The 26,980-nt window shown below is 66.7% G+C and carries 24 protein-coding genes; 22 read left to right on the top strand and 2 right to left on the bottom strand.

The genetic code is table 11. The annotated features are described in order from the left end of the window. The first annotated feature begins 105 nt into the window (after positions 1-105). From NVV93_RS02545 to selO, 4 genes are all read left to right on the top strand, one after another. The gene (locus tag NVV93_RS02545) at positions 106-1,908 is read left to right on the top strand and encodes an acyl-CoA dehydrogenase (RefSeq protein WP_258252894.1); all 1,803 of its coding nucleotides are present in this window, start codon (positions 106-108) and stop codon (positions 1,906-1,908) included. 328 nt (positions 1,909-2,236) lie between these two features. Further along, the gene (locus NVV93_RS02540; RefSeq protein WP_258252893.1) at positions 2,237-3,982 is read left to right on the top strand and encodes a potassium/proton antiporter; all 1,746 of its coding nucleotides are present in this window, start codon (positions 2,237-2,239) and stop codon (positions 3,980-3,982) included. Positions 3,983-4,017: 35 nt separating this feature from the next. Then, entirely contained in the window at positions 4,018-7,320 is a 3,303-nt protein-coding gene (gene mscK / locus NVV93_RS02535; RefSeq protein ID WP_258252892.1) for a mechanosensitive channel MscK, read from the top strand. Positions 7,321-7,434: 114 nt separating this feature from the next. Continuing rightward, positions 7,435-8,895: a protein adenylyltransferase SelO gene (selO, locus tag NVV93_RS02530; RefSeq protein ID WP_258252891.1), complete on the top strand. Its 1,461-nt coding sequence runs from the start codon at positions 7,435-7,437 to the stop codon at positions 8,893-8,895. Between the two features lie 15 nt (positions 8,896-8,910). Here the strand turns inward: selO and NVV93_RS02525 are convergent, their stop codons facing one another. Then, positions 8,911-9,426 (bottom strand): hypothetical protein, encoded by a 516-nt coding sequence (locus NVV93_RS02525; protein ID WP_258252890.1) that lies wholly within the window; start codon positions 9,424-9,426, stop codon positions 8,911-8,913. Between the two features lie 228 nt (positions 9,427-9,654). Here NVV93_RS02525 and NVV93_RS02520 point away from each other — a divergent pair, with 228 nt between their 5' ends. The 4 genes from NVV93_RS02520 to NVV93_RS02505 all read left to right on the top strand — a co-directional run bounded on the left by NVV93_RS02520 (position 9,655) and on the right by NVV93_RS02505 (position 12,632). Then, positions 9,655-10,629: a sulfite exporter TauE/SafE family protein gene (locus NVV93_RS02520; RefSeq protein WP_258252889.1), complete on the top strand. Its 975-nt coding sequence runs from the start codon at positions 9,655-9,657 to the stop codon at positions 10,627-10,629. 73 nt (positions 10,630-10,702) lie between these two features. Beyond that, positions 10,703-11,137: a thioredoxin TrxC gene (gene trxC, locus NVV93_RS02515; protein WP_258252888.1), complete on the top strand. Its 435-nt coding sequence runs from the start codon at positions 10,703-10,705 to the stop codon at positions 11,135-11,137. A 90-nt stretch (positions 11,138-11,227) separates the two neighbouring features. Beyond that, positions 11,228-11,671, top strand: a complete 444-nt coding sequence (locus NVV93_RS02510; protein ID WP_258252887.1) for a DUF4442 domain-containing protein — start codon at positions 11,228-11,230, stop codon at positions 11,669-11,671. Between the two features lie 166 nt (positions 11,672-11,837). Beyond that, the gene (locus NVV93_RS02505) at positions 11,838-12,632 is read left to right on the top strand and encodes a universal stress protein (protein ID WP_258252886.1); all 795 of its coding nucleotides are present in this window, start codon (positions 11,838-11,840) and stop codon (positions 12,630-12,632) included. A 29-nt stretch (positions 12,633-12,661) separates the two neighbouring features. Here the strand turns inward: NVV93_RS02505 and NVV93_RS02500 are convergent, their stop codons facing one another. Continuing rightward, complete coding sequence (locus tag NVV93_RS02500) at positions 12,662-13,432, bottom strand: ParA family protein (protein ID WP_258252885.1); 771 nt, start codon at positions 13,430-13,432, stop codon at positions 12,662-12,664. Positions 13,433-13,667: 235 nt separating this feature from the next. Between NVV93_RS02500 and NVV93_RS02495 the strand changes: the two genes are divergently transcribed. From NVV93_RS02495 to NVV93_RS02430, 14 genes are all read left to right on the top strand, one after another. Continuing rightward, positions 13,668-14,384 (top strand): beta-ketoacyl synthase chain length factor, encoded by a 717-nt coding sequence (locus NVV93_RS02495; RefSeq protein ID WP_375162901.1) that lies wholly within the window; start codon positions 13,668-13,670, stop codon positions 14,382-14,384. Continuing rightward, the gene (locus tag NVV93_RS02490; RefSeq protein WP_258252883.1) at positions 14,357-15,166 is read left to right on the top strand and encodes a 1-acyl-sn-glycerol-3-phosphate acyltransferase; all 810 of its coding nucleotides are present in this window, start codon (positions 14,357-14,359) and stop codon (positions 15,164-15,166) included. Before NVV93_RS02495 ends, NVV93_RS02490 begins: the two co-directional genes overlap by 28 nt. After that, positions 15,147-15,407 carry a phosphopantetheine-binding protein gene (locus tag NVV93_RS02485; protein ID WP_258252882.1) on the top strand — a complete coding sequence of 87 codons (261 nt, stop codon included), beginning with the start codon at positions 15,147-15,149 and terminating at the stop codon, positions 15,405-15,407. The genes NVV93_RS02490 and NVV93_RS02485 overlap by 20 nt, the downstream gene beginning before the upstream one ends. Positions 15,408-15,418: 11 nt before the next feature. Next, a complete protein-coding gene (locus NVV93_RS02480) occupies positions 15,419-15,676 on the top strand; it encodes an acyl carrier protein (protein WP_258252881.1) in 258 nt (85 codons plus the stop codon). Continuing rightward, entirely contained in the window at positions 15,673-16,218 is a 546-nt protein-coding gene (locus NVV93_RS02475; protein ID WP_258252880.1) for a hypothetical protein, read from the top strand. The genes NVV93_RS02480 and NVV93_RS02475 overlap by 4 nt, the downstream gene beginning before the upstream one ends. Further along, positions 16,215-17,870: an acyl-CoA synthetase family protein gene (locus tag NVV93_RS02470; RefSeq protein WP_258252879.1), complete on the top strand. Its 1,656-nt coding sequence runs from the start codon at positions 16,215-16,217 to the stop codon at positions 17,868-17,870. Before NVV93_RS02475 ends, NVV93_RS02470 begins: the two co-directional genes overlap by 4 nt. A gap of 129 nt (positions 17,871-17,999) precedes the next feature. Continuing rightward, the gene (locus tag NVV93_RS02465; protein WP_258252878.1) at positions 18,000-18,734 is read left to right on the top strand and encodes a glycosyltransferase family 2 protein; all 735 of its coding nucleotides are present in this window, start codon (positions 18,000-18,002) and stop codon (positions 18,732-18,734) included. After that, positions 18,731-19,663: a glycosyl transferase gene (locus NVV93_RS02460; protein ID WP_258252877.1), complete on the top strand. Its 933-nt coding sequence runs from the start codon at positions 18,731-18,733 to the stop codon at positions 19,661-19,663. The genes NVV93_RS02465 and NVV93_RS02460 overlap by 4 nt, the downstream gene beginning before the upstream one ends. Continuing rightward, the gene (hutH, locus tag NVV93_RS02455; protein WP_258252876.1) at positions 19,644-21,185 is read left to right on the top strand and encodes a histidine ammonia-lyase; all 1,542 of its coding nucleotides are present in this window, start codon (positions 19,644-19,646) and stop codon (positions 21,183-21,185) included. The genes NVV93_RS02460 and hutH overlap by 20 nt, the downstream gene beginning before the upstream one ends. Before the next feature lie 74 nt (positions 21,186-21,259). Continuing rightward, positions 21,260-21,685, top strand: coding sequence for a thioesterase family protein (locus tag NVV93_RS02450; RefSeq protein ID WP_258252875.1), 426 nt, complete (start codon positions 21,260-21,262; stop codon positions 21,683-21,685). Then, entirely contained in the window at positions 21,682-22,275 is a 594-nt protein-coding gene (locus NVV93_RS02445; RefSeq protein ID WP_258252874.1) for an outer membrane lipoprotein carrier protein LolA, read from the top strand. The genes NVV93_RS02450 and NVV93_RS02445 overlap by 4 nt, the downstream gene beginning before the upstream one ends. Next, a complete protein-coding gene (locus NVV93_RS02440) occupies positions 22,265-24,580 on the top strand; it encodes an MMPL family transporter (protein ID WP_258254270.1) in 2,316 nt (771 codons plus the stop codon). Before NVV93_RS02445 ends, NVV93_RS02440 begins: the two co-directional genes overlap by 11 nt. After that, positions 24,577-25,734: a sodium:proton antiporter gene (locus NVV93_RS02435; RefSeq protein ID WP_258252873.1), complete on the top strand. Its 1,158-nt coding sequence runs from the start codon at positions 24,577-24,579 to the stop codon at positions 25,732-25,734. The genes NVV93_RS02440 and NVV93_RS02435 overlap by 4 nt, the downstream gene beginning before the upstream one ends. Next, the gene (locus NVV93_RS02430; RefSeq protein ID WP_258252872.1) at positions 25,721-26,971 is read left to right on the top strand and encodes an NAD(P)/FAD-dependent oxidoreductase; all 1,251 of its coding nucleotides are present in this window, start codon (positions 25,721-25,723) and stop codon (positions 26,969-26,971) included. The genes NVV93_RS02435 and NVV93_RS02430 overlap by 14 nt, the downstream gene beginning before the upstream one ends. Positions 26,972-26,980 lie beyond the last annotated feature (9 nt).

Raw genomic sequence — 26,980 nt, 5'->3', positions numbered from 1 at the left:
GCCCTACCGCTTCTGGTTTGGTGGTTCTATCACGCGTATGGATGGTACTGGGCTCGCCTCATTCACCGGCATAGACTCGGCGCATTCCACCGGAGGTAAGACCCCATGTCCGAGACACTGCTCAGCTCCCGCAACCTGGCCTTCGAACTCTACGAGGTGCTGGACGCCGAAGCTCTGACCCAGCGCCCGCGCTTCGCCGAGCACAGCCGCGAGACCTTCGACGCCGCGCTCGGCACCGCGCGCAGCATCGCCGAGGAGCTGTTCGCCCCGCACAACCGCAAGAGCGACGAGCACGAGCCGCAGTACGCCGATGGCAGTGCGGTGCTGATCCCGGAAGTCAAACCGGCGGTCGACGCCTTCATCGAGGCCGGCTTCCAGAACGCCTCGCGCAGCTTCGAGGCCGGCGGCATGCAGCTACCCAGCCTGCTGTCGCGCGCCTGCTTCGCGCATTTCCAGGCGGCCAACATCGCCACCTCGTCCTATCCGATGCTGACCATGGGCGCCAGCCACCTGATCGAGACCTTCGGCGACGACGAACAGAAGCGCCGCTTCCTGCAGCCGATGATCGACGGCCGCTTCTTCGGCACCATGGCGCTGACCGAGCCGCACGCCGGCTCCTCGCTGGCGGATATCCGCACCCGCGCGGAACCCGCCGCCGATGGCAGCTACCGGATCAAGGGCAACAAGATCTTCATCTCCGGCGGCGATCACCCGCTCTCCGAGAACATCGTGCACATGGTGCTGGCCAAGCTGCCGGACGCACCGGCCGGGGTGAAGGGCATCTCGCTGTTCATCGTGCCAAAATTCCTGGTCAACGCCGACGGCAGCCTGGGCAAGCGCAACGACGTGCTGCTCGCCGGCCTGTTCCACAAAATGGGCTGGCGCGGCACCACCTCCACCGCGCTGAACTTCGGTGACAACGGCGAATGCGTCGGCTACCTGGTCGGCAAGCCGCACCAGGGCCTGAGCTACATGTTCCAGATGATGAACGAGGCACGCATCGGCGTCGGTATGGGCGCGATCATGCTCGGCTACGCTGGCTACCTGTACTCGCTGGAGTACGCCCGCCAACGCCCGCAAGGCCGCCTGCCGGATGGCAAGAATCCGGCCTCGGCGCAGGTGTCGATCGTCCAGCACACCGACGTGCGCCGCATGCTGCTGACCCAGAAAGCTTACGTCGAAGGCGCCTTCGACCTCGGCCTGTACGCCGCGCGGCTGGTCGACGACTGCGAAACCCTGGCGACTGAAGAGGAGCGCCAGCAAGCCCACGAGCTGCTCGACCTGCTCACCCCGATCGTCAAATCCTGGCCGTCGGAGTTCTGCCTGAAGGCCAACGAGCTGGCCGTGCAGATTCTTGGCGGCCACGGCTATACCCGCGAATATCCGGTCGAGCAGTACTACCGCGACAATCGCCTCAACCCGATCCACGAGGGCACCCACGGCATCCAGTCGCTCGACCTGCTCGGCCGCAAGCTGACCCAGAACGGCGGCGCCGGCCTCAAGCAGCTTACCCGTCTGATCCACACCACCTGCCAGCGCGCCGAAGGCTTCCCAAGCCTGGACGCCATGCGCCAGCCGCTGGAACAACTGCTCGCGCGCCTGTCGCAGGTGACCCTGGCGCTGCTCGGCGACCTGATGGCCGGCCAGGTCAATCAGGGCCTGGCCAACTCGGCGCTGTACCTCAAGGTGTTCGGCCATACGGTGATCGGCTGGCGATGGCTGGAGCAGGCGATCCGCGCCGAACAGGGTCTGGCCGCCGGCAACCCCGCCGACGCCGACTTCTACCGCGGCAAGCTGCAGGCGGCGCGCTACTTCCTGACCTGGGAAGTGCCGGCCTGCCATCACGACCTGGCCTTGCTCGAAGCCCGCGACGACACCTGCCTGACGATGCAGGACGCCTGGTTCTGAAGTTGAACCGTCCCGCCAGGCGTACGGGCTAGCCGTACGCCTGGCGGACGAAATTCCGTAGGGTGGTCCGCGCGGACGGTTTGATGGGTATCGCTGCGCTCAACCTGCGCGGACCGACCCATCCTACAATTCGCTCCTGAAACGCCCCAATTACACCCTCCTGCGGGCCAGCCTCGCCAGCTGGCGAACTTTGCCCTGCGATTGCCGTCTACTTTGCCCTCGCGCGCTTGCCGCGAGGCGTCGTCGGCAGGTTAGAATTCGCTCGAGTCGGCGCCCATGTCGACACTTTCTGTCGTGCTTCACCCCCAATCGCCTGGAGTCCCCACCTGTGGATGCAACCGCCATCAATAGCCTGTTCCTGATCGGCGCATTGCTGGTGGGTGCAAGTATTCTGGTGAGCTCGGTATCCTCGCGACTAGGCATCCCGATCCTGGTCATCATCCTTGCCGTGGGCATGCTGGCCGGCGTCGATGGCCCCGGTGGCATCAGCTTCAACAACTACCCGCTGTCCTATCTGGTCGGCAACCTGGCCTTGGCGGTGATTCTTCTCGACGGCGGCCTGCGCACCCGCGTTTCCAGCTTCCGCGTGGCGTTGTGGCCGGCGCTGTCGCTGGCCACCGTGGGCGTGCTAATCACCACCGGACTGACCGGCATGGCTGCCGCCTGGCTGTTCAACCTGAACCTCATGCAAGGTCTGCTGATCGGCGCCATCGTCGGCTCCACCGATGCCGCGGCGGTGTTCTCGCTGCTCGGCGGCAAAGGGCTCAACGAGCGGGTCAACGCCACCCTGGAGATCGAGTCGGGCAGCAACGACCCGATGGCGGTGTTCCTCACCGTGACGCTGATCGACATGCTCGCCAAGGGCCAGAGCGACTTCAATCTGGACTTTCTCATTCACCTGCTGCGCGAATTCGGTATCGGCGCGCTGCTCGGGCTCGGCGGCGGCTGGCTGCTGTTGCAGTTGGTCAACCGCATCAACCTGCCCCATGGCCTCTATCCACTGCTGGTGGTCAGCGGCGGTCTGCTGATTTTCGCCCTGACCAATACCCTGCACGGCAGCGGCATCCTCGCCGCTTACCTGTGCGGCCTGGTGCTCGGCAACCGGCCGATCCGTTCGCGGCACAGCATCCTGCACATGCTCGACGGCATGGCCTGGCTGGCGCAGATCGGTATGTTCCTGGTCCTCGGCCTGCTGGTCACCCCGCACGATCTGCTGCCCATCGCCCTGCCGGCGCTCGGCCTGGCGCTGTGGATGATCGTCGTCGCCCGGCCGCTGTCGGTGCTGATCGGCCTGTGGCCGTTCAAGGCCTTCCATGATCGCGAGAAGGGTTTTATCGCCTGGGTCGGCCTACGCGGCGCGGTGCCGATCATTCTCGCCGTGTTCCCGTTGATGGCCGGCCTCGAGCATGCCCAGCTGTATTTCAATCTGGCGTTCTTCATCGTCCTGGTCTCGTTGCTGCTGCAAGGCACCAGCCTGCCATGGGCGGCCAAGTGGCTGCGCGTCACCGTGCCGCCGGAACCGGCGCCGATCTCGCGCGCGGGCCTGGAAGTCCACCCAACCAGCGAGTGGGAGCTATTCGTCTACCGCCTGGGCGCGGAAAAATGGTGCATCGGCGCGCCGCTGCGCGAGCTGAAAATGCCCGATGGCACCCGCGTCGCCGCGCTATTCCGCGGCCGCGAACTGCTCCACCCGTCCGGCAGCACGACCCTGGAGGCCGGCGATATTCTCTGTGTGGTCGGTCATGAACACGACCTGTCGGCGCTCGGCAAACTGTTCAGCCAGGCACCGAAGCGTGGCCAAGACCTGCGCTTCTTCGGCGATTTCGTCCTCGAGGCCGATGCCGAGCTGCACGCGGTGGCGGCGCTGTATGGCCTGAAACTCGGCGAACAGGACGGCAACGTGACTCTCGGTCGCTTCATCGCCCAAGAAATTGGCGGCGAGCCGGTGATCGGCGACCAAGTCGAATGGAACGGCCTGACATGGACGGTCGCCGCCATGGACGGGAACAAGATCCGCAAGGTTGGCGTCAAATTCCCCGACGGCGCCCGCCCCGGGCCCGGCCTGTTCCTCTAGACTCCATGAAATTTCCAGCCCTCCGACCTGCGAGCATGCCCCTTTTGCGTACTTTTTTTGCCGCCGCGTTGCTCGGCCTCTGCCTGGCCACCCAGCCTTTGCAAGCCGCCGAAGCACCTGACGCTGGCGCCGTCCAGCGCAGCCTCGACACCCTCGCCGACCGCAAGCTGGCCGAAGCCGACCAGCAATCGATCAAGCAAACCCTCGAAGCCACCCTGCAGCTGCTGCAGGAGCGCACTGACAGCGATCAGCGCCTGATCGATCTCAAGCGCATGCTCAGCTCCGCGCCGCGCGAAACCGACGAGGCGCAGCGCGCCCTGGCGAAATTGCAAAGCACCCCGATCGTCAACATCAGCAAACGCTATGCCAGCAGCCCGGTGACCGTGCTCGAGCAGATGCTCGCCGACCGCAACAATCAGCTCGCCGAATGGCAACAGGAGTTGACCGCCGCCAATAGCCTGATCGTCACCGCGCAGACCCGCCCGGAACGGGCGCAGACGGAAATCAGCCAAGGCCAGGCCCGCAGCCAGCAGATCAACAGCATCCTCAAACTCAACAAGGAAAACGGCAAACCGTTGAGTCCCGAGAAGCGCGATCAACTCGCCGCCGAACTGGCCGCGCTGGCCGCCCGCGCTCAGCTGCGCCGCGAGGAGCTGGCCAGCAACAGCCTGCTGCAGGACTTGGGCAATGCCCGTCATGATTGGCTCACCGAGCGCATCAGCCGGGCCGAACAGGAAAGCCTGGCCCTGCAGTCGCTGATCAACGATCAACGCCGCCGCCAATCCGAGCGCACTGTTGCGCAACTGTCGCTGGAGGCGCAGAAAGCCGGCTCCGGCAACCAGCTGGCGACTGAGAGCGACACCAACCTGAAGCTCTCCGACTATCTGTTGCGCTCCACCGAACGCCTCAATCATCTGACCCAGAAGAATCTCGAAACCAAACAGCAGCTGGACAATATCGGGCAGACCGACCAAGCACTCGATGAACAGATCAGCGTGCTGCAGGGCAGTCTGCTCCTGGCGAAGATTCTCTATCAGCAGAAGCAGGCGTTGCCGACCATCACAGTGGACAGCCACCTCGCCGACGAAATCGCCGACATTCGTCTGTACCAGTTCGAAATCAATGAACAGCGCGAACAGATCCGCAATCCCGAGGCCTATGTCGAAAAAATCCTCTCCGGCCTGCCGCCTGCCGATGTGACCCCCGAGCTGCGCCGCACCCTGAGCGAGCTGATCGCCACGCGCAGCGACTTGCTCGACCGGCTCAATCGGGAAATGAGCGCGCTGCTCAATGAATCCATCACCCTGCAACTGAACCAGAAAGAGCTGCAGAGCACCGCGAAGAAACTGCGCGATACCCTCGATGAGCAGATGTTCTGGATTCCCAGCAACAAGCCGCTCGACCTGGACTGGTTCAAGTCCGTTCCGCTCATGCTCGAACGCCAGCTGAGCACGGTGGCCTGGGGCTCGGCGGTCAAGGAGCTGGGCGCCGGACTGGTCAACAAACCGCTGCTGTTTCTGCCGCTACTGCTGCTGATCGGCCTGCTGCTGTGGCGCCGTCAATATGTGGCGCAGAAGCTCAGCGCGCTGCATCAGGACATCGGCCACTACAAGAACGACAGCCAACTGCATACGCCACTGGCGATCCTCCTCAACCTCGCCTTGGCGCTGCCCGGCGCGTTATTCCTCGCTCTGTGCGGCTTCGCCTTGCAAATGGACGCCCGCGGCCAGAACGCCACCCTCGGTGCGGCGCTGATACAGATGGCTCAGGCCTGGCTGATCTTCTACACCGCCTACCGAGTGCTCTCGCCGTCCGGGGTGGCCGAGCTGCATTTCCACTGGCCGCGTCCACAGGTAGCCTTTTTGCGCACCCAGGTACGCCGCCTCGCCATGGTGGTGATCGCCCTGGTGGCGGTGGTCACGGTCGCCGAGCACCAACCGCAAACGCTTGCCGAAGACGTCATCGGCATCGCCGTAGTGCTCACCTGCTATGCGCTGATGACCTGGGTGGTGAGCAAGCTGCTGCTCGATCCGCCGACCCGCGAGCGTGCCTCGGTATTTCGTCTGTTGCTCGGGCTGGCCTTCACTGCGCTGCCAGTCGCGCTGTTCATCGCAGTGGCCGCGGGCTACTACTACACCGCGCTGAAGCTTAGCGACCGGCTGATCAGCACCCTGTATCTGCTGATGTTCTGGCTGGTGGTGGAAGCCACGCTGATCCGTGGTCTGAGCGTGGCGGCGCGGCGCTTGGCCTATCAGCGAGCCTTGAGCAAGCGCCAAGCGCAGACCAAGGAAGGCGCCGACAACGAAGTAGTCGAAGAGCCGACCCTGGACATCGAGCAGATCAACCAGCAATCGCTACGCCTGATCAAGCTGGCCCTGCTGTCCTCCTTTGTGGTCATCCTGTACTGGGTGTGGGCCGACCTGATTTCGGTATTCTCCTACCTCGACAACATCACCCTCTATCAGTACACCAGCGGCAGCGGCGATGCCGCCGTGCAAGTGCCGATCAGCCTCAGTGACCTGCTTGGCGCGCTGGTGATCCTCGCCATCACCATCGCCCTGGCGCGCAACCTGCCCGGCCTGCTCGAGGTGTTGGTGCTGTCACGCCTGAGTCTGGCCCAGGGCAGCGCCTACGCCACCACCACCCTGCTGTCCTACACGATCATCGGCTTCGGCTCGATCTCTACCCTGTCCACCCTCGGGGTCAGCTGGGACAAGCTGCAATGGCTGGCCGCGGCCCTCTCGGTGGGTATCGGCTTCGGCCTGCAGGCGATTTTCGCCAACTTCGTTTCCGGCCTGATCATCCTGTTCGAGCGGCCGGTGCGCATCGGCGACGTGGTGACCATCGGCGCCCTGTCCGGCACGGTCAGCCGCATCCGCATCCGCGCCACCACCATCACCGACTTCGATCGCAAGGAAATCATCGTCCCCAACCAGACCTTCATCACCGATCAATTGATCAACTGGTCGCTGACCGACACGGTGACCCGCGTCACCGTGAAGATCGGCCTGGCCTACGAGAGCGACCTGCCGCTGGCGCGCAAGCTGATGATGCAGGCCTGCCTGGAAAACGCGCGGGTGCTGCGCGACCCGGAACCGCTGCTGTACTTCCTCACCATCAGCGCCAGCACCTTCGACTACGAGCTGCGCTTCCATGTCCGCGAACTGGGCGACCGCAACCCAGCCACCGACGAAATACTCAGCCACATCGTCGAGAGCTTCCGTGAGCACAACGTGGAAATGGCGTTCAATCAGGTCGACGTGTTCGTCAAGAATGCAAACGGCCAGGAAGGTCAACTGATCGCCGGCAAACCGCTGCCGCCGACCACCAACATCTGACCCTGCCTTGCCAGCCTGGGCGGCGCGCTGCGCTGCCCAGGCTGGTATCCAGCGACCGGCCGGCGTGGAAAACGCTTGGTGATGGCCTAGCCTGTGCACTGCCCGGAGTCCGCCGTGAAAAGCCTTACCGAACTGACCTTCGACAACCGCTTCGCCCGCCTCGGCGATGCCTTCTCGACGGAGGTCGCACCCGACCCGATTGCCGAGCCGCGCCTGGTGGTTGCCAGTGCGGCGGCCATGCAGCTGCTCGATCTCGATCCGGCGCTGGCCGAGGAGCCGCTGTTCGCCGAACTGTTCGCCGGACACAAGCTGTGGTCGACCGCCGCACCACGGGCGATGGTGTATTCCGGACATCAGTTCGGCGTCTACAACCCACGCCTGGGCGATGGCCGCGGGCTGCTGCTCGGCGAAGTGGTCAACCAGGCCGGCGAGTATTGGGACTTGCACCTCAAGGGCGCCGGACAGACGCCTTATTCGCGGATGGGCGACGGCCGCGCGGTACTGCGCTCGTCGATCCGCGAGTTCCTCGCCTCGGAAGCTCTGCACGCGCTAGGCATTCCGACCAGCCGGGCGCTGTGCGTGACCGGTTCGACGAGCCCGGTGTGGCGCGAGAAACAGGAGACCGCCGCGATGCTCCTGCGCCTGGCGCCCAGCCATGTGCGTTTCGGCCACTTCGAGTACTTCTACTACACCGGCCAGCACGAGCAGCTGAAGATCCTCGGCGAACATGTGCTGGCCTGCCACTTCGCCCACTGCCTGGAGCAGGAGCAGCCGTATGCGGCGTTCTTCCGCGAAGTGGTCGAGCGCAACGCCGAGTTGATCGCCCGCTGGCAGGCCTACGGTTTCTGCCATGGGGTGATGAACAGCGACAACATGTCGATCCTCGGCATCACCTTCGATTACGGACCGTACGCCTTTCTCGATGATTTCGACGCCAACCATATCTGCAACCATTCCGACGACAGCGGCCGCTACAGCTTCAGCAATCAAGTGCCGATCGGCCACTGGAACCTTGCCGCATTGGCCCAAGCGCTCACCCCGTTCATCGAAGTCGAGGTGTTGCGCGACACCCTCGGCCTGTTCCTGCCGCTGTATCAGGCCCACTACCTCGACCTGATGCGCCGCCGCCTGGGCCTGCTGAGCGCCGCCGAAGGTGACGAGGAACTGGTCCAGCGCCTGCTGCAACTGATGCAAACCAGTGCGGTGGATTACAGCCAGTTTTTCCGCCGACTCGGCGAGGAAGCGCCGCAGTCGACGCTGGCGGTACTGCGCGAGGAGTTCGCCGACCTTGCCGGCTTCGACGCCTGGAGTACCGAGTACCGCGCGCGCGTCGACCAGGAGGGCGGCAGCCAGGCCGAGCGGCGCACGCGCATGCACGCGGTCAATCCCAAGTACATCCTGCGCAATTACCTGGCCCAACAGGCCATCGAAGCCGCCGAGCGTGGCGACTACGCGCCGGTGCGCGAGCTGCATGCGGTACTCAGTCGGCCGTTCGACGAACAACCGGGCCGCGAACCCTATGCTGAACGTCCGCCAGACTGGGGCAAGCACCTGGAAATCAGCTGTTCGTCCTGAGCTCGGCGGAGACCTTCAATCGGCGCCGCGCGGCGCCTCACCCTCGGCTTCTCGCCCGCGCGCTTCGACTTCCCCGCGCGCCGCTTCGCCCTCCGCATCACGGCCACGCGCCTCGGCCTCGCCACGCCCGTGCTCGGCCTCGCCGGCCCGGCCACTGTGGGCACTGCCCGGCCCACTGTTGCCATGCCCGCCCACTGCGCCATCGCCGCTATGGCCACTGCCCGAGCCGCCATGTCCGCCGGAGCCACCGCTGCCCGAGCTGCCCCCATGACCGCCACCGGAGCCGCCGCTGCCTCCCGAACCACCGCTGCCGCCACCAGAGCCGCCACTGCCTCCCGAACCACCACTGCCGCCACCGGAGCCGCCACTACCTCCCGAACCACCGCTGCCTCCCGAACCACCGCTGCCGCCACCCGAGCCGCTGCTGGCCGATGCGGCGGGAATCAACTGATCGAGCAGCGGAGTGACTGCCGCGCCGATGAATAGCGCCGCGCACACGGCCGCGGCGAGCATGGTTTTGGACCTGTTCATAGATGGGCCTCTGCTGGTTGCTGAATGGCTTCCCCTGCGAAAAGCCTAACCAACCTGGCCGCTGGCGACGGCTGCCGCGACCGGCGGCATCACAGCTCCCGCCGTTTTTATCCCTTCATGGAATATAAACCTGCGTAAAGAGTCTTAGACTCTATAAGCAAAGCCAATTATCTTGCCCGACCGCGTTACATCCGCCTGTTCTACCACCCGCTGTCAGGCCGCCTCTGCATGAAAATTCGTGATCTTGATTTCACTCCAAGCCCGCTCAATGCGGAGCACGAAGCATTAGGGCTGCCTCCGGTCGAAGACTTCGTTTCGCACCCGCACGACCATCCGGTGCTGCGCGCCGCCATGTGGGCGGCGGTGCTGATCCTCGCCGGCCTGCTGCTGTTTCTCGCCTGGCGGCTGTTCTTCGGCAACGGCAGCACCAGCGGTCTGGAGATCATCGAGCGCACCCTGCAGAATCCGGCGTTCTGGAGCGCAGTGGCGGTCGGCTTCTTCGCCCAAGTGATCGACGGTGCGCTGGGCATGGCCTATGGCATCACCGCCACCACGTTCCTGCTGTCGACCGGCGCCTCACCCGCGGCGGCCAGCGCCAGCGTACATATCGCCGAAGTGTTCACCACCGGCCTGTCGGGGATCTCCCACGTCAAATTGGGCAACGTCAACAAATCGCTGTTTCTGCGCCTCCTGCTGCCGGGCATCATCGGCGCGATTCTCGGCGCGATCCTGGTCACTCAGGTCGACGGCACGGCGTTGAAACCGTTCATTTCCGCCTATCTGCTGCTGATGGGCCTGTACATCCTGAGCAAGGCCTACCACCACGTGGCCCAGCGCCGCACGCCCAAGCACGTCGGCAAGCTCGCGCTGTTCGGCGGCTTCGTCGATGCCGCCGGCGGTGGCGGCTGGGGCCCGGTGGTCACCAGCAGTCTGCTCGGCTCGGGCAGCGACCCGCGCACTACGATCGGCACGGTGAACTTCGCCGAGTTCTTCCTGACCATCTCCAGCGCCACCTCGTTCATCCTCCTGGCCGGCGAGCCGAGCACCTGGATGATGGTCGCCGGCCTGGTCTTCGGCGGGCTGTTCGCCGCACCGTTCGCCGCGCTGCTGTGCAAGAAGCTGCCGGCACGCGTCCTGCTGACCATCGTTGGCTGCCTGATCACCCTGATCAGCGCCTTCAACATCTACCAGGCCCTGGCCTGATCCCAAGCGCCGCGCTTGATTTTCCTCGCCCGCGACTCCAGATAACCCGGCAGCCGCCCCTGGAGTCCGCCTCATGTCCGAATCCCTGCTGATCCCCTGCCCGTACTGCAACGGCCTCAACCGCATTCCCGCCGAGCGCCTCGCCGACGCGCCACGTTGCGGACGCTGCAAACAGGCGGTCATGAGTGGCGCACCGTTCGAACTGAGCGGCGCCGCCTTCGCCAGTCAATTGAAGGGCGATCTGCCGCTGCTGGTGGATGTCTGGGCCAGCTGGTGCGGGCCCTGCCGGGCTTTCGCGCCGACCTTCGAGCAAGCCGCCAGCCAGCTGCTCGGCCGCTGCCGCCTGGCCAAGCTGGACAGCGAGGCGCATCCGCAGCTGGCCGGGCAACTGGGCATTCGTTCGATTCCGTCGCTGATCCTGTTCAAGAACGGCGTCGAAGCCGCGCGCCAGAGCGGTGCCATGGCGTTGCCACAACTGCTGGCCTGGTTGGGCCAGCACGGTATTTGAGCGTTTTCATCAATCCGCGTGCGCAGCGCGGCCATTGCCTTGCCAAGGTCCGCGGTTAGCCTGGAGTTCCACAAATCCAGGAGCGCCGTCATGCCCTTACCCACCGCACTCGCCCGCGTGTTGACCGAAGAGAAGATCGCCTTCGTCAAACGCATGAACCTCAAGGCTGAGATTCTCGAACCCGGCTTCGTGCGCCTGCTGGCCCCGCTGGCTGGCAACGAGAACCACATCGGCAGCATGTACGCCGGCGCGCTGTTCACCCTCGCCGAAGTCCCCGGCGGCGCCCTGTTCGCTACCAGCTTCGACCATCAGCGCTTTTACCCCATCGTCAAAGAGCTCAACCTGCGCTTCCGCCGCCCGGCGACTGGCGACATTCATGTCGAGGCGCGTCTGGCGGCCGAGGACATCGAGCGCCTGCAAGCCGAAGCGCAGGCCAACGGCAAGGCCGAGTACGCACTGGAGCTGCAGTTGCGCGACGCCAGCGGCGAAGTGGTGGCGGAAAGCCGGGCCATCTACCAGCTGCGCAAGCACTGAACCAGCCGCTTGCCGGGCGTGCTCGGCAAAACGCCGTGCGCTTTCCGGGGAAAACGGTGCGCCCCCCAGCAGAAGACCACGCCGCCCAGCGCGACGTTGATCCAGCGCAACACCGACGTCGCCTCCGCGTTCCAGACTGCGCCTATCCCGCCGCCGGAGACGCGCCATGTTCCGCCATATTCTGATCGCCCACGACCTCAGCCGCGAAGCCGACGTGGCGCTGCAGCGCGCCGCCCTGCTGGCTCGCCAGCACAGTGCGCGGCTGACCCTGCTGCATGTGCTCGACCACCCCGACCTGCGCCACGTCACCGAAGGCCAGCTCGGCCGTCTCCTGAACGCCTGCGCCGTCGCCGACAGCCAGCTGGTGCTGCTCAGCGGCGTGCCGCACGACGTTATCGCCCGCCAGCTGAAGACCCTGGCGGTCGACCTGCTAGTCCTCGGCGCCCACCACAAGGGCCGCCCCGAGCTGTTCGCCGGCACCACCCTGGAACGCGTCGCGCGGCAGAGCCAGGTGCCGGTGCTGCTGGCGGTCCACGAGCCGGTGGAGCCCTACCGCCAGGCGCTGGTGGCCCTGGACTTCTCGCTGAGCGCCTGCACCGCCCTGCAGCTCGGCCAGCACCTGCTGCCAAGCGAGGCCGGTCTGTACGCCCTGCATATCTGCGAAGTAGCCCCGGTGCGCGCTGCGAAGGCGCAGGAGGAGCTGGATTGCCAGCGCACGCTGTTCGATCAGTTGGTGGCCGACGAGCGCGCCAAGCTGCCCGCTGGCCGGCAACTGCAACACGGCGTCCGCCAGGGTGAGCGGCAAAGCTGCCTGGAAGCGGCGATCGAAGAATGGCGCCCGCAGCTGCTCGCCCTGGGCCAGCACAACCGCAGCATGCTCAGCGAAGCGCTGCTCGGCGGCCTGACCCAGCACCTGCTGCGCCAACCGCCGTGCGACGTACTGATCAGCCGCGGCGCCTGATGCAGGGCCGGACTGAGGGGATGGCGGGCTTACTCGGCTTCCAGCAAGCGGTGCAGCTCGACAAACTGCTGGCTGAGCTTGTGGTTGCGATCGAGGTGAATCAGTGGTTTGCACGCCTGGTGCGACTCGCGCATCTTCACCGAACTCATCAGGTACACCGGCAGCACCGGCAGCTCCTCGGCAATCAGTTCATCGAGGAGCTGCTGCGGCAGGCTGGCGCGCGGCTGGAACTGGTTGACCACGATGCCTTCGATCTCCAGCTCCTCGTTGTGGTCGTCCTTGAGCTCCTCGATCTCGCGCATCAGGCCATACAACGCCTGGCGGGAGAAACTGTCGCAATCGAAAGGAATCAGGCAACGATTAGCGGCGATCAGTGCGGAAATCGCATAGAAATTCAGCGCCGGCGGGGTATCCAGGTAGATCCGGTCGTAATCCTCGTCGAGCTCTTCGAGCAATTTGCGCAGCTTGTTGATCTTGTGCTTCGCCTCGAGCTTGGGCTGCAGGTCGGCCAGCTCGGCGGTGGCGGTGATCACGTGCAGGTTGTCGAACGGCGTCTCGTAGATATCGACCTTGCCCTTCTTGGCGAACGGCCCGGACGACAGGGTCTGCTTGAAGAAATCAGCGATGCCCATGGGAATGTCATCGCCGCTCAGGCCGGTCAGGTAATGGGTCGAGTTGGCCTGGGAGTCGAGGTCAACCAGCAGCGTGCGGTAACCCTCCGCCGCGCTCACCGCCGCCAGATTGCAGGCAATGCTCGACTTGCCCACCCCGCCTTTCTGATTGAATACCACGCGCCGCATCGGACACCTCCCTAATTCCATGGATAGCCGTGGAGTCTATGCAAAGGCCATGACAACGGCGAGATGAAAGACCGATGGTACGAGCTGTCTGACAATGAGATGTAACCAAAATTTGCCTGGCGCCGGCTCGCTCTGGATAATGCCAGCAGCCTGCTATGGCTCCTTTCGACAGGCTGGCCGTTCGCAAAGCCTATGGAAGGGACGCCCGCGAAGGGCCACAAAGAGCTCGCATGTGATGTATTTCAGGATCGAACAATGGCGTGCCTGGGCACCGGGCCTGGACACGGCTGCCGACTGGCGCGCGTGGAGTCAGGCGCCGGCACTCGTCGCCGACGACGGCCAACAACCGGATGTCAGCTTCCTCCCCGCCCTGCAACGTCGCCGTCTCAGCCGCCTGGCGCGGATGTTGTTCCATGTCGCTTGGCCGCTGGCCGAACGCTACGGCCACCTGCCGCTGGTGTTCACCTCGCGGCATGGTGAAACGCCGCGCACCCTGGCGATCCTCAGCGATTTGGTGCGCAGCGAACCGCTGTCGCCGACCCAGTTCAGTCTCTCGGTGCACAACGCGATCATCGGCCTGTGGTCGATTCAACGCGGCGATACCAGCGAAATGACCGCCCTGGCCGCCGAAGGCGATGGCCTCGAACATGCGATGCTCGAAGCCGGGACTTTGCTCGCCGAAGGCGCCCCCGCGGTACTGGTGGTGATTGCCGAAGAAGCACCGCCGGCGCTGTACGCCAGCCAGATCGATGATGTGCCGTTCCCCTATGCCCTCGCCCTGCTGCTGACTCCCGGCACCGAGTGGCAGCTGGAATTGCACGCCGGCGAGGCTGGCCAGCCGCTCGAATGGCCGCACCCGCTCAACCTGCTGCGTGCGCTGAGCACCGAGCAGGTTTCCCTTCACCATCACTGGAAAAAGCGCCAATGGAACTGGTCACGCACGCAGCCGTGAGTCGCTACAGCGCGCCCTATGCATGGCGCCTGATCGCTACCGGACTGAGCTTTACGCTATTCGGCATCGGCGGATTGCTGCTGCGACTGGTGGTGTTCCCGCTGCTGGCCCTGCTGCCCGGCGATGCCCTGACCCACCGTAGCCGTGCACGCGCCACGGTGAGCCGGAGCTTCCGCTGGTTCGTGCAGTTCATGTACCGCAGCGGCGTGCTCACCTATACGGTGGAAGGTATCGAGCGCCTCGGCCGGCCCGGGCAGATGGTGATCGCCAACCACCCGTCGCTGATTGATGTGGTGACGCTGATCGCCTTCATCCGCGACGCCAATTGCGTGGTCAAACAGAGCCTGTGGGACAACCCGTGCATGCGCGGGCCGATCCGCGCCGCCGGCTACATCAGCAACAGCGGCAGCCTGGACATGCTCGATGAGGCGGCCGCCGCGCTGCGTGACGGACAAACTTTGATCGTGTTTCCCGAAGGCACGCGCACCACGCCGGGGCAGCCGCCCGAGTTTCACCGCGGCGCCGCGGCCATCGCCTTGCGCGGCGCGCGAGTCATCACCCCGGTGGTAATCAGCGTCACGCCGACCACTCTGACCAAGGCCGAGCCGTGGTACAGCATTCCGTCGCGACGTTTTCACATCCGCCTGCACGTCGGCGAGGATATCGCTCCCGAACAATTCAGCTCTCAGAGTGCGGCGCCGATAGCCTCGCGCAAGCTCAACGATTACCTGCACCAGCACTTTATAAAGGAGCTCGCCAAAGATGAGCGATCTGCAACTTGAGATCAAAAACCTGATCATCGAATCCCTCGGGCTCGAAGACATGGTCGCCGAAGACATCGCCGCCGATCTCACCCTGTTCGGCGACGGCCTGGGCCTCGACTCGGTGGACGCCCTGGAACTGGGTCTGGCGATCCAGAAGCGCTTTGGCATCAAGATCGACGCCGAAGCCAAGGACACCCGCAGCCATTTCGCCAACGTGGCTAGCCTGGCGGCCTTCGTCACCGCCCGCCAAGCCGCGTGAAGGACAGCACCATGCAAACCCGTGAAGAGATCTTCGCCACCCTGCGCGACGCCCTGGTCGAACTATTCGAGCTAGATGCCGAGCAGATCACCCTGCAAGCCAACCTTTATCAGGATCTGGAAATCGACAGCATCGACGCCGTCGACCTGATCGATCACATCAAACGCCAGACCGGCAAGAAAATCGCCGCCGAGGAGTTCAAGTCGGTGCGCACGGTCGGTGACGTGGTCGAGGCCGTGTACCGCCTGGTCAATTCGACCAGCGCATGAGTCGTCTGCTCGGCCTGATACTGGTGTTGGCCGGCCTCGCCTACCCGTTCGCCGTCTATTACGGCATCGAGCACCTGTCGCCACGGGTGTTCGCCGGGCTGCTCGGCGGTCTGTGGCTGGCGCGCATGCTCAGTCGCGGACAGCGCCCAGGCGGGCGCTGTATGGCCGTGGCCGCCCTGGCGTTCTGCCTGCTGCTGGGCATCGCCGGCGAGCCGCTGCTGCTGCGCTGGTATCCGGTGTTGATGAGCACGCTGCTACTGGCCCTGTTCGGCCTCAGCCTGGCTTTCGGTCCGCCGCTGGTCGAGCGCCTGGCGCGCCTGCGCGAGCCCGAGTTGCCGGCGGTCGCGGTGCGCTACACGCGCCAGGTGACCAAGGTCTGGGCGTGCTTTTTCCTCGCCAACGGCCTGATCGCCGCCGCGCTGACCCTGTGGGCGCCGCTCAGTTGGTGGACGCTGTACAACGGCCTGATCGCCTACCTGCTGATGGGTCTGCTGTTCGCCGGCGAATGGCTGGTACGCCAGCGCGTGCGGAGGTTCGCATGAGCTGGCTGAGCCTCGATCGGCTGCTGCTCACGGCGCAGCCCGGCCGGCCGGTCACCAGCGATCTCGACCACGCCGCCCTACGCGACCAGGCGCTGCGCTTCGCCGCGCAGCTGCAGGCGCGCGGCATCCAGCGTCTGGCCCTCTATTTAGAAGATGCCGGCGAACTGGCCATCGCCCTGCTCGGCGCCTGGCGCGCCGGCGTCGAGGTCTTGCTGCCGGCCGATGCGCAGCCGCAGACCCGCGAGCGCCTTGGCGTACAGGTCGATCTGTGGCTGGACCAGCTGGAAGTCGACACCAGCGTGGCAGCGCTCGGCGCCGCGGCGCTGGATCTGGATGCCTGCCGGCTGATCCTCTGCACCTCCGGCTCCAGTGGCGCGCCCAAGCCGATCACCAAGACCCTGCGCCAGCTGGCCAACGAGGTCGAGGCGCTGGAGCAGCTGTGGGGCGCCGAACTGGGCGAGGCCACGGTGATCGGCAGCGTCGCCGCGCAACATATCTATGGCCTGCTGTTTCGCGTGCTCTGGCCGCTGTGTGCGGGCCGGCCGTTTGTATCCCGCGCGCAGCCGTTTCCAGAGGATATACAGCGTTTGAGCCTGGAACATGCCGCTTATGCCTGGGTCGCCAGTCCGGCCCTGCTTAAACGGATGGGCGACAACCTCGACTGGCCCGCCTTGCGCAACGTGCGCCGGGTGTTCTCCTCCGGCGGGCCGTTGCCGGCCGAGGCGGCGCAGGCGCTCGACGAACGCCTCGGCCAGGCACCGACGGAAATCTACGGCAGTTCGGAAACCGGCGGCATCGCCTGGCGCCAAGGCGGCGAGCTGTGGACGCCGTTCGCTGGCGTCGAACTGAGCCTCAACCCGGACGGCGCGTTGCGCGTCGCTTCACCCTACCTGCCGGCCGGACAAGTCGAACAGACCGCCGATGCCGCCGAGTTCGCCGCCGACGGGCGCTTCCGTCTGCGTGGGCGCCTCGACCGCATCGTCAAGCTGGAAGAAAAACGCATCGCGCTGCCGGCGCTGGAACAGGCGCTGCTGCATCCGTGGATCAGCGATGCGCGCCTCGGCGTGGTGCAGGAAGGCCGCGCGTTTCTCGGCGCGCTAGTGGCGCTGAGCCCGGCCGGCGTGCATGCCCTGCGCAACCAGGGCCGCCGCGCGCTTATCGATGGCCTGCGCCGCCACCTCGCCGGGCATTGCGAACCCATCGCCCTGCCACGCCGCTGGCGCCTGCTCGCGCAACTGCCCTACAGCACTCAGGGCAAGCTGGCCCAGGCGCAGGTCGAGGCGCTGCTCGCCGCGCCACGACCGACCCAGATCGAACCGCTCAGCGCTGTCGAGCAGGACGGCGAATGGCAGCTGGAGCTCGAGGTGCCGCTCGATCTCGCGCACTTCTCCGGGCATTTCCCGACGGTGCCGGTGCTGCCTGGGGTGGTGCAGATCGACTGGGCGCAGCAGCTGGCGCGGCGACTGATCGCCGACCTGCCACCGCGCTTCGCCGGCATGGAAGTGCTGAAGTTCCAGCAACTGGTGCGCCCCGGTGACCGCCTGCAGCTGTCGCTGCGCTTCGACGCCGCGCGCGGCAAGCTGTATTTCGCCTTCCGCAGCGGCACCGCGACCTGCTCGTCGGGACGGATTCTGCTCGGAGCTGCGCAGTGATGGATATCGCGGTTCTCCACCCATCCTACGAGGAGCGTACCGCCGTGAGCCTCCGTAGGTTGGTGTTGAGCGCAGCGATACCCAACAACACGGCGATGGGCCGTGACATTGCCGATGCAGGGGTTGGCCATGCATAACCCCTGCGCAGTGATCCCCGTGTACAACCACGAACACGCCCTGCCGGCCGTGGTCGCCGCGCTGCGCGACGCTGGCTTGCCCTGCGTACTGGTCGATGACGCCTCCAGCGCCGACTGTGCCGCGGTGATGGATCGCCTGGCTGGCGCGTCGGACACCTTCCTCGTCCGCCTGCCGCGCAACCAGGGCAAGGGCGGCGCGGTGATGGCCGGCTTGCGCGAGGCGCAGCGCCTGGGGTTCAGCCATGCGCTGCAGGTCGATGCCGACGGTCAGCACGACCTCGGCGACGTCGCGCGTTTCCTCGCCCAATCACAGCTGCAGCCGCAGGCGCTGATCTGCGGCTACCCGCAGTACGACGCCAGCGTGCCCAAGGCCCGTCTGTATGCGCGCTACCTGACCCACGTGTGGGTGTGGATCAACAGCCTGTCGCTGTCGATCCGCGACAGCATGTGCGGCTTTCGCGTCTACCCGCTGGCCGCCAGCGTGGCGCTGCTCGACTCGGCGCGCCTCGGCCGGCGCATGGACTTCGATCCCGAATTTCTGGTGCGCATGGCCTGGCGCAACCAGCCGATGCACTGGCTGCCGACCCGCGTGCACTACCCGCTCGATGGCCTCTCGCACTTTCGCCTGTGGCACGACAACGCGCTGATCTCGAAGATGCACGCCAAGCTGTTCTTCGCCATGCTGCCGCGCGCGCCGATGATTGCCTGGCGACGGTGGCGCGGATGAACCGCCAACACTGGGCCACGCAACGCGAGCGCGGCAGCTTCCTGCTGATGAAGTTCACCGCCGGCGCCGCCCGCCGCCTCGGCCGCCGCGCCCTGGCGCCGCTGCTGTACCTGATCGTCGGCTACTTCTTCCTGTTCGGCGGCAAGGCGCGGCGCAGCATCCACGCCTACCAGCAGCGCCTCGCCGCCTGGAGCGGCCGCGCCGAGCTGGGCCCGCGCCGCGGCTCAGTGTTCGCCCAGTTCCTCGCCTTCGCCGAAGCGCTGCTCGATAAGCTGGATATCTGGAGCGGCCGCCTCGACCCGGCGCAGATCGAGCTGATCGATCCCCACGATTTGCGCGGCCAGCTGCGCGGCGAACGCGGCCAGTTGCTGGTCGGCGCCCACCTCGGCAACCTCGAGGTCTGCCGCGCGCTCGCCGAGCTCGGCGAGAAAGTGCAGATGAACGTGCTGGTGCACACCAAGCACGCCGAACAATTCAACCGCCTGCTCGGCGAGGCCGGCGCCAGCCACCTGCGGCTGATCCAGGTCAGCGAGCTGGACCCGGCGATCATGCTGCAGCTCTCCGAACGCCTGGAGCGCGGCGAGTGGCTGGCGATCGCCGGCGACCGCGTGCCACTGCATGGCGGGCGCAACGTCACGGTCGACTTCCTCGGCCGCCCGGCCGCATTTCCCCAGGGCCCCTGGCTGCTCGCCGGCCTGCTGCACTGCCCACTCAACCTGATGACCTGCGTGAAGCAGGACGGCCGCTACCGCGTGTACCTCGAGCCGTTCGCCGAACGCGTGCAGTGGAAGCGCGGCGAGCGCGACGCGGTGATCCGCGCCTGGGTGCAGCGCTACGCCGAACGCCTCGGCCAGCTGTGCCTACTGGCGCCGCGCCAATGGTTCAACTTCTACCCGTTCTGGAACGAGCATGACGACACAGCAGCCTGAACCCGTGGTATTCGGCGAGCAGCCGCTGACCATCGAGAACGTCGTGGCGCTCAGCCAGCGGCGCGCCCGCGCCTGCTTGCAGGACGATGCCGTCTACCGCGCGCGCATCGCCCGCGGCGCGCAGTTTCTCGACAGCCTGCTCGACCGCGAAGGCAGCATCTACGGGGTGACCACCGGCTACGGCGACTCCTGCGTGGTCAGCGTGCCGCTGCATCAGGTCGAGGCGCTACCGCGCCATCTGTACACCTTCCACGGCTGCGGGCTGGGCAAGCTGCTCGACGAAGAGAGCACCCGCTCGGTGCTGGCGGCGCGTTTGCAGTCGCTGTGTCAGGGCGTCTCCGGGGTGCGCGTGGAGTTGCTCGAACGCCTGCAGGCGTTCCTCGACCACGACGTGCTGCCGCTGATCCCCGAGGAAGGCTCGGTCGGCGCCAGCGGCGACCTGACCCCGCTGTCCTACGTCGCCGCCACCCTCAGCGGCGAGCGTGAAGTGCTGTACCGCGGCCAACGGCGCAGCGCCGCCGAGGTCCATCAAGAACTCGGCTGGACGCCGCTGACCCTGCGCCCCAAGGAAGCCCTGGCGCTGATGAACGGCACTGCAGTGATGACCGCGCTGGCCTGCCAGGCCTATAGCCGTGCCGATTACCTGCTCAAGCTGGCGACCCGGATCACCGCCCTCAACGTGGTCGCACTAGCCGGCAACCCGGAGCACTTCGACGAGCGCCTGTTCGCCGCCAAGCCGCATCCCGGGCAGATGCAGGTCGCCGCCTGGCTGCGTGAGGATCTGGCCATCGACGGCCCGACCCCGCCGCTGCACCGCCTGCAGGACCGCTACTCGCTACGCTGCGCGCCGCACGTGCTCGGCGTGCTGGCCGACAGCCTGGGCTGGCTGCGCCAGTTCATCGAGATCGAACTGAACAGCGCCAACGACAACCCGCTGATCGACCCGGATGCCGAGCGCGTGATGCATGGCGGGCACTTCTATGGCGGGCATATCGCCTTCGCCATGGACGGCCTGAAGAATCTGATCGGCAACCTCGCCGACCTGCTCGACCGACAGCTCGCCCTGCTGGTCGACGTGCGCTACAACCACGGCCTGCCGAGCAACCTGTCCGGCGCCGCGGCGGACCGGGCGATGCTCAATCACGGCTTCAAGGCGGTGCAGATCGGCGCCAGCGCCTGGACCGCCGAGGCACTGAAAAACAGCATGCCGGCCAGCGTGTTCTCACGCTCCACCGAGTGCCACAACCAGGACAAGGTAAGCATGGGCACCATCGCCGCGCGCGACGCGTTGCGCAGCCTGGAGCTCGCCGAACAGGTCGCCGCCGCCACGCTGCTAGCCGCCAAGCAAGGCGTCTGGTTGCGCCAACGCAACGAAGTGCACGTCCTGCCGACGCCGCTGGCGACGATGCACGAACAGCTGGCCGACGACTTCCCGCCGCTGATCGAGGACCGTGCCCTGGAAGGCGAACTGCGCCTGTGCCTAGAACGCATCCGCGCCCAGCACTGGAGGCTGTATGCATAACGCGATTTGCGTAGGGCGGGTGCAACCCGCGAGCTGCCTGCGCGGGTTTCACCCGCCCTACCGGAGCGCTCACCATGCGTAGCCACGGCGTACTTCAGGCCGAGGTGGAAATCCTCGTGCCGTTCTTCGATGTCGACATGATGGAAGTGGTCTGGCACGGGCATTACGTCAAGTACCTGGAGGTCGCGCGCTGCGCCCTGCTGGATAAGCTCGGCCACAACTACGGGCAGATGCGTGAGGCCGGCTACGCCTGGCCAATCATTGATCTGCAGCTGCGCTACGTGCGTGGGGCGAAATTCGGCCAGCGCCTGATCGTGCGCGCCGATCTGGTCGAGTGGGAGAACCGCCTGAAGATCAACTACTTGATCAGCGATTTCAGCAGTGGCGAACGCATGACCCGCGCCAGCACCGTGCAGGTCGCGGTGGAGATTGCCACGCGGGAGATGTTGCTCGCCTCGCCCAAAGTGTTCGTCGACGCCGTGAGCAAGACGCTGGCATGAAGCGCCTGCTCGCCATCGTCCTACTGATCTGCGCGCCGTTGGCCCAGGCCTTCGACCTCGATCAGCTCAGCGTGCAACTGGCCAAGCCGACGGTGGTACGCGGTCCGTTCATTCAGGAAAAACACCTGCGCGCGCTGCCCCAGCCGCTGACCAGCCGTGGCCAGTTCGTCCTGTCGCGTGAGTACGGCCTGCTCTGGCAGCTGCAAAGCCCGTTGCAACAGGACTACCGCATCGATGCCCAAGGCATCGCTAAACGCAGCGCCACCGGCTGGCAAACCCAGCCCGGCCAGGACGTCGCCGCGCAGCAGAGTCGCTTGTTCCTAGCCGTATTGAAGGGCGACCGCAGTGGCCTGGAGCGCGATTTCGAGCTGCAGCTGAGCGGCACCGCGGATAACTGGCGCCTGCACCTCACGCCGCGTTCGCTGCTGCTCAAGCAAATCTTCAGCGCCATCGAGATCGACGGCGGCGCGCTGGTGCAGCGCATCGAACTACGTGAAACCCAGGGCGACCGCAGTGTCTTGCGCCTGCCGCAGAGCCAGGCGGGCGCTGCATTGAGCGACACGGAGCGGTCCGACTTTGCTGCCGACTGAACGCCTGCTGCCGCGCCTGTTCCTGTTCCTGCTCGCCGCGTTGCTGGCCCTGGCCGCCTGGCAATGGCGGGCCGGCGCGCCGGTCGAAGCCAGCATGCTCAGCCTGCTACCGCAGGGCGCCGGCGATGCGCGAGTACAGCAGGCCGAGCAGCGCATGCAGGAGCCGCTGAATCGCGAGCTGCTGGTGCTGATCGGTCATCCGCAGCGCGACCGGGCGATCGCCCTGGTGCAGCAGATTGGCCGGCACTGGCAGGCCGAGCAACGCTTCGCGCGGGTGCAGTGGAGCCTCGATGCCGACTTGCCGGCGCTACGCGAGCAATTGCGCACCAGCCGCCTGGCACTGTTGCCGGCGGCCGATCGCCAGCAGCTGCTCGAACAACCGCAGGCCTTCGTCGCGCAACGCGCCGCGCAGCTGTTCGACACCTTTGCCGGTGTCGCCCTGCTGCCCACCGCGCAGGACTGGCTAGGTCTCGGCGTGCGCGCGCAACAGGCGCTCAATCCGCACAGCCGCATTCAGGCCGATCTGGCCAGCGGCACGCTGCTCCTCGACGAGCAGGGCATGACCTGGGCGTTGCTACGCGCGCGGACCCACGGCGATGCCTTCGATATGCACGCGCCGCCGATGATCGCCGCCGACGTGGCACGGGCGCGCACGCAGGTCGAACAGGCCGGCGGTCAGCTGCTCGCCGCCAGCGGCGTGTTGTATGCCGCGGCCGGGCAGGCCAAGGCGACCCGCGAAATCAGCCTGATCGGCGGCGGCGCCACGCTCGGCACTTTGTTGCTGTTGCTGCTGGCATTCCGTCGCACGCGGGTTCTACTCAGCCTGCTGCCGATCGGCGTGGCGCTGCTCGCCGGGGTCACGGCTTGCGTGCTGGTGTTTGGCCAGATCAACGCGCTGACCCTGGTGCTCGGCGCCAGCCTGATCGGCGTGGCCGCCGACTACCCGCAGCACTACCTGAGCAAGAGCTGGGGCGATGCCGACTGGCGCAGCTGGAGCGCCCTGCGCGCCACCCTGCCGGGGCTGAGCCTGAGCCTCGGCACCAACCTGGTCGGCTACCTGGCGCTGGCCTTCACGCCGTTCCCGGCGCTGACCCAAATCGCGGTGTTCTCGGCCGCTGGGCTGATCGGTGCCTACCTGTGTTCGGTGTGTCTGCTGCCGGCGTGGCTCAGCGGCCTGCGCCTGGCACCGCCGGCCGGCGTACTGCGCTTCTGCCAGCGCCTGCTGGCGGTGCGCGCGCGACTGCTGGCGAAGACCGGCAGCTGGCCGCTGCTCGCCCTGCTGCTGGCCTTCTGTGCCGGCGGCCTGTGGCAGCTGCACAGTCAGAACGACCTGCGCCAGTGGCTGGGCAGCGAGCCGCGCCTGCAGGTCGAGGCGCAGCGCATCGCCGCGCTGACCGGGCAGCAGCCGACCAGCCAGTTCTTCCTGGTGCGCGGCGCCGACGAGGCGCAGCTGCTGGAACGCCAGGCCGCCCTGGCCCAACGCCTCGACCCGCTGCTCGCCGATGGCACGCTGCGCGGCTACCGCGCGCTCAGCCAACTGGTCGCCCCGCCCTCGCAGCTCGAAACACTGCGCGGTGCGCTGCGCCAACTGCCGGCGCATTGGCAGCCGCTGCTCGCCGCTGGTCTGCCGGAGACGGCGCTACGCAGCGAACTCGATGCGTTGCTGCATGCGCCACAACCGAGTCTCGATCAGGCCCTCGCCGGCCCGCTCGGCGAACCCTGGCGGCCACTATGGCTGGGCGCGGATGGCGACGGCGCGGCCGGCCTGGTCAGCCTCCAGGGCCAGGCCGACGCTGCGCGTCTGCAGGCCGCCGCCGAGGGCCTCGCCGGCGTGCAACTGGTCGACCGCCTCGGCGAGCTGAACCGCCTGTTCGCCGCCACCCAGCTCAGCGCCGCCGAACTCAAGCTGCTCTCCTGCGTGGCCATCGTCCTGCTCCTGTGCCTGCCATTCGGCCTCCCCGGCGCGCTGCGCGTGGTCAGCCTGCCGCTGCTCGCCGCCGTCGCCGCGCTGGCCTGCCTCGGTTGGCTCGGCCAGCCGCTGACCCTGTTCAGCCTGTTCGGTCTGCTGCTGATCACCGCGATTGGCGTCGACTACGCGATCCTCATACGCGAAAACATCGGCGGTCCGGCGGTCAGCCTGCTCGGCACGCTGCTCTCGGCGCTGACCAGCTGGCTGTCGTTCGGCCTGCTGCTGATCAGCCAGACCCCGGCGATCGCCAACTTCGGCCTGGCGATCAGCCTCGGCCTGCTGTTCTGCTTCCTGCTCGCGCCCTGGGCCGGCAACCTTTCGGAGGATTCCCGATGAGCGTGCTCGCCTTCTGGCTGCTCGCCCTGGCGCTCTACGCCCTGGCCGCAACGCTCGGCGGCCGCCGGTTGATCCCTATCGTCGGTCAGTTGCTAGTCGCCAGCCTGGCGATCCCGGCGCTGCTGCTCGGCTGGGTCGAGCCGCACTGGCAGCTCGATGCCCGCGCGCTGCTCGCCCCGGCCTGGGTCGAGGCGCTCTACGGCCTGTGCTTCGCCCTGCTGCTCGGCTACATCCTCAGCGACGTGATCGACCTGGAGCTGAGCCCCGCCTGCCTGAAGATCGCCCTGCCGAGCTTCCTGGTGCCGCTGCTCGCCGGCATCGCCTGCGCAGTCTGGCTGCTGCCCGGCCCGCGCGACTGGCTGAGCGCGCTGGGCATCGGCCTGCTGTTCTCGATCACCGCCATCCCGGTGCTCTACCTGTTCCTGCAGAGCATCGACTATCCGCCGGCGGCGACCCGCCGCCTGCTGCACGCGGCGATCCTCATGGATTTCCTGTGCTGGAGCCTGTTCGGCCTGGCCCAGGGCAGCGCCGACCCGACCAGCCTGCTCGTCCCGCTCGCTAGCGCCTGCCTGCCGTTGCTGCTGCACCGTCTCGGCCTGCGCCATCCGCTGGTCTACAGCCTGCCGTTCTTCGCCCTGATGCTGCTGTTGCAGAGTCTCAAGCTCAATGCTCTGGTGTTCGGCATCAGCTATCTGCTGTGCCTGGCCGCGCTGCGTCAGCCGCTCCGCCTGCCGCTGCCCGAACGTCACTGGAAGCGCCTGCTCAATGGCGTGGCGGTGCCGCTGATCCTCACCTGCGGCGTGCTGCGCGTGAACTTCCATGGCCTCGCCGGCGACTACCCGTGGAGCGCCTTCGCCGCGCTGCTGGTGCTGCCGGTGCTGAGCAAGGTGCTCGGCAGCTGGCTCGGCCTGCACTGGGCCGCACCGGCTTCGCCGGCGCGCCTGAAGTGGCGCGAGAGCCTGCTGCTGAACATCCGCGGCCTGACCGAGGTGGTGTTCCTCAACCTGTTGCTGCAACAGCAGCTGATCGACGCGCCGGTGTACTTCGGCCTGCTGCTGATGAGCCTGCTCTCCACCCTGCTGCCGGCCCTGCTCGGCAAGCGCCACCCCGTCCATTCCGAACCCGAGGCAAGGAGCCGCTATGAAGTTTCCTGAAGTCGAACAGCGCCAAGTCGTGGTGATCGGCGCCGGCCCGTCCGGCGCCATCGCCGCCGCCCTGCTCAAGCGCCAGGGCCACGACGTGCTGGTGCTGGAGCGCCAGCGCTTCCCGCGCTTCTCCATCGGCGAGAGCCTGCTGTCGCACTGCCTGGACTTCGTCGAGGAGGCGGGCATGCTCGACGCGGTCCGCGCCGCCGGCTTCCAGACCAAGCACGGTGCGGCGTTCGCCTGGGGCGAGCGCTACAGCGAGTTCGACTTCCGCGACAAGTTCAGCGCCGGCAAGGGCTCGACCTTCCAGGTGGTGCGCGCCGACTTCGACAAGCTGCTGGCCGACCAGGCCGCGCTGCAGGGCGTGGAGATCCGCTACGAGGAAGAAATCGTCAGCGCCGACTTCAGCGGCGACTGCCCGCGCCTCGGCGTGCGCCGCCTGGCCGACGGCCACGAGTACCAGGTGGAGTGCGCCTTCGTCCTCGACGGCAGTGGTTACGGCCGCGTGCTGCCGCGCCTGCTCGACCTCGACCAGCCGTCCGACTTCCCGGTGCGCCAGGCGCTGTTCACCCACGTCGAGGACCGCATCGACCCGGCCAGCGGCTTCGACCGCGAGAAGATTCTGGTCACCACCCACCCGACTCTGCGCGATGTGTGGTTCTGGACCATCCCGTTCAGCAACGGCCGCTGCTCGCTCGGCGTGGTCGCCGACGCGCAGCGCTACGCGAGCCGCGACAGCGATCTGGATGCCTGCCTCAAGCAGTTCGTCGCGGAAACGCCGAGCCTGTCGCGGGTGCTCGGCAACGCGCTGTGGGACACCCCGGTGCGCGCCCTCGGCGGCTACGCGGCCAACGTCAAGCGCCTGCACGGCCCAGGCTATGCCCTGCTCGGCAACGCCGCGGAATTCCTCGACCCGGTGTTCTCCTCCGGGGTGACCATCGCCATGCGCTCGGCGAGCATGGCCGCCGGCCTGCTGCACCGCCAGTTCGCTGGCGAGCAGGTGGACTGGGAGGCGGAGTTCGCGGTGCCGCTCAAGCGCGGCGTCGACGCGTTTCGCGCCTACGTCGAGGGTTGGTACGATGGTTCCTTCCAGGACGTGATCTATTACCAGAACGCCTCGCCGGAGATCCGCCGGATGATCTGCTCGATCCTCGCCGGCTACGCCTGGGACGAGCGCAACCCCTACGTCGCCGAACCCAAGCGGCGCCTGCGGGTACTCGCCGAGCTCTGCGCCCAGCCCGCCTGAGCCATGGAA

The organism is Pseudomonas sp. LS44 (assembly GCF_024730785.1).
Classification (GTDB): Bacteria; Pseudomonadota; Gammaproteobacteria; order Pseudomonadales; family Pseudomonadaceae; genus Aquipseudomonas.
The sequence above is the reverse complement of the archived record's forward strand: the minus strand, read 5'-3'. Positions and strand labels throughout refer to the sequence as shown.

Bases quoted from the DNA above. Each gene is read 5' to 3' on its own strand.
- NVV93_RS02545 (WP_258252894.1), top strand. From the start codon at position 106: ATGTCCGAGACACTGCTCAGCTCCCGCAACCTGGCCTTCGAACTCTAC.
- mscK (WP_258252892.1), top strand. From the start codon at position 4,018: ATGCCCCTTTTGCGTACTTTTTTTGCCGCCGCGTTGCTCGGCCTCTGC.
- NVV93_RS02525 (WP_258252890.1), bottom strand. From the start codon at position 9,426: ATGAACAGGTCCAAAACCATGCTCGCCGCGGCCGTGTGCGCGGCGCTA.
- NVV93_RS02520 (WP_258252889.1), top strand. From the start codon at position 9,655: ATGAAAATTCGTGATCTTGATTTCACTCCAAGCCCGCTCAATGCGGAG.
- trxC (WP_258252888.1), top strand. From the start codon at position 10,703: ATGTCCGAATCCCTGCTGATCCCCTGCCCGTACTGCAACGGCCTCAAC.
- NVV93_RS02510 (WP_258252887.1), top strand. From the start codon at position 11,228: ATGCCCTTACCCACCGCACTCGCCCGCGTGTTGACCGAAGAGAAGATC.
- NVV93_RS02505 (WP_258252886.1), top strand. From the start codon at position 11,838: ATGTTCCGCCATATTCTGATCGCCCACGACCTCAGCCGCGAAGCCGAC.
- NVV93_RS02500 (WP_258252885.1), bottom strand. From the start codon at position 13,432: ATGCGGCGCGTGGTATTCAATCAGAAAGGCGGGGTGGGCAAGTCGAGC.
- NVV93_RS02495 (WP_375162901.1), top strand. From the start codon at position 13,668: ATGTATTTCAGGATCGAACAATGGCGTGCCTGGGCACCGGGCCTGGAC.
- NVV93_RS02490 (WP_258252883.1), top strand. From the start codon at position 14,357: ATGGAACTGGTCACGCACGCAGCCGTGAGTCGCTACAGCGCGCCCTAT.
- NVV93_RS02485 (WP_258252882.1), top strand. From the start codon at position 15,147: ATGAGCGATCTGCAACTTGAGATCAAAAACCTGATCATCGAATCCCTC.
- NVV93_RS02480 (WP_258252881.1), top strand. From the start codon at position 15,419: ATGCAAACCCGTGAAGAGATCTTCGCCACCCTGCGCGACGCCCTGGTC.
- NVV93_RS02475 (WP_258252880.1), top strand. From the start codon at position 15,673: ATGAGTCGTCTGCTCGGCCTGATACTGGTGTTGGCCGGCCTCGCCTAC.
- NVV93_RS02470 (WP_258252879.1), top strand. From the start codon at position 16,215: ATGAGCTGGCTGAGCCTCGATCGGCTGCTGCTCACGGCGCAGCCCGGC.
- NVV93_RS02465 (WP_258252878.1), top strand. From the start codon at position 18,000: ATGCATAACCCCTGCGCAGTGATCCCCGTGTACAACCACGAACACGCC.
- NVV93_RS02460 (WP_258252877.1), top strand. From the start codon at position 18,731: ATGAACCGCCAACACTGGGCCACGCAACGCGAGCGCGGCAGCTTCCTG.
- hutH (WP_258252876.1), top strand. From the start codon at position 19,644: ATGACGACACAGCAGCCTGAACCCGTGGTATTCGGCGAGCAGCCGCTG.
- NVV93_RS02450 (WP_258252875.1), top strand. From the start codon at position 21,260: ATGCGTAGCCACGGCGTACTTCAGGCCGAGGTGGAAATCCTCGTGCCG.
- NVV93_RS02445 (WP_258252874.1), top strand. From the start codon at position 21,682: ATGAAGCGCCTGCTCGCCATCGTCCTACTGATCTGCGCGCCGTTGGCC.
- NVV93_RS02435 (WP_258252873.1), top strand. From the start codon at position 24,577: ATGAGCGTGCTCGCCTTCTGGCTGCTCGCCCTGGCGCTCTACGCCCTG.
- NVV93_RS02430 (WP_258252872.1), top strand. From the start codon at position 25,721: ATGAAGTTTCCTGAAGTCGAACAGCGCCAAGTCGTGGTGATCGGCGCC.